Raw genomic sequence first — 1359 nt, 5'->3', positions numbered from 1 at the left:
GGTCGTGTCCCACGGGGTGGTGTAGGAAGGTTTCTCTGAGAGGGTGGCCACCGTCGATCTTCTGGTAGGGTTCGGATGCGAACTCGAACCTGGAGAAGAAGACGATGACCGACGACAGAATGGCCCTTGTTGAGCTGATTGAGCAAGGGGCAGACAGCGATTTGGTGCGCGATATGCTGGCATTTGCCGCCGAGCGCATGATGGATCTGGAGATTGAGGCCAGAACGGGTGCGGCTGCGGGCAGTCGCAGCCCGGCGCGGCTCAACCACCGCAACGGCTATCGCGAACGGGGCTGGGACACTCGGGCCGGCCGGATCGAGCTGGCGATCCCCAAGCTCAGGAAGGGCAGTTACTTCCCGAGCTTCCTTGAGCCACGCCGCACGGCTGAGAAGGCGTTGGCGGCGGTGATCCAGGAAGCCTACGTCCACGGTGTCTCGACTCGCTCGGTCGACGATCTGGTCAAGGCGATGGGCGCCAGCGGCGTCTCGAAGAGCCAGGTGAGCCGTCTGGTGGCCGAGATCGACGAACGGGTGAACGCCTTCCTGCAGCGGCCGATCGAGGGCGAGTGGCCCTACCTGTGGATCGACGCCACCTACCTCAAGGTCCGCGAGGGCGGGCGGATCGTCTCGACGGCGGCGATAATCGCCGTCGGCGTCAACACCGATGGTCGGCGCGAGGTTCTGGGCGTTGCCACCGGCCCTTCAGAAGCGGAACCCTTCTGGAAAGCCTTCCTGCGCTCGCTCGCCGACCGGGGACTTCGCGGGGTAAAGCTGGTCATCGCGGACGACCACAAGGGGTTGCGCGCCGCCGCCAGCAAGGTGTTCGCCGCGAGCCAGCAACGCTGCCGGGTCCACTGGATGCGCAATGCGCTGGCACATGCCGCGCCCAAGCAGCGACCGGCAGTCATCGCCATGATCAAGACGATCTTTGCGCAGGAAACGGCTGAAGCGGCTCACCAGCAATGGGAACAGGTCGCCGATGCCCTGCGCGAGAAGTTCCCGAAGCTGGCCGACATGATGGCCGGATCGCGCGAGGACGTGCTTGCCTACATGACCTTCCCGAAGGAGCACTGGGCGCAGATCGCGTCGACCAACCCGCTGGAAAGGGTGAACAAGGAGATCAAGCGAAGGGCCGATGTCATCGGCATCTTTCCGAATGACGCCGCCGTCGTCCGCCTCGTCGGAGCACTCATGCTGGAACAGAATGATGAGTGGGCGGTGTCACGCCGTTACATGACGCTGGAAACCCTCGGCTCGGTGAGCCATAACCCCATTGTCAGCCTGCCAGCTCTGGCTGCCTGACCCGAACCTGATCCTACTGCGGATCGACGGTTCCTACACCACCCCGTGGGACACGACC

The 1359-nt window shown here is 64.1% G+C and carries 1 protein-coding gene; it reads left to right on the top strand.

Going from position 1 to position 1359, the window contains the following annotated elements; all coding sequences use genetic code 11:
- The first annotated feature begins 104 nt into the window (after positions 1 to 104).
- On the top strand, positions 105 to 1301 hold the full coding sequence (locus NDB2M1_RS00060) for an IS256 family transposase (protein WP_004207098.1): 1197 nt from the start codon (positions 105 to 107) through the stop codon (positions 1299 to 1301).
- The last annotated feature ends 58 nt before the right edge of the window (positions 1302 to 1359 follow it).

The sequence above is a fragment of the Novosphingobium sp. NDB2Meth1 genome (assembly GCF_900117425.1).
In the GTDB taxonomy this organism is placed as follows: Bacteria; Pseudomonadota; Alphaproteobacteria; order Sphingomonadales; family Sphingomonadaceae; genus Novosphingobium.
Note: the sequence above shows the minus strand (reverse complement) of the source record. Positions and strands in the feature narration are given on the sequence as shown.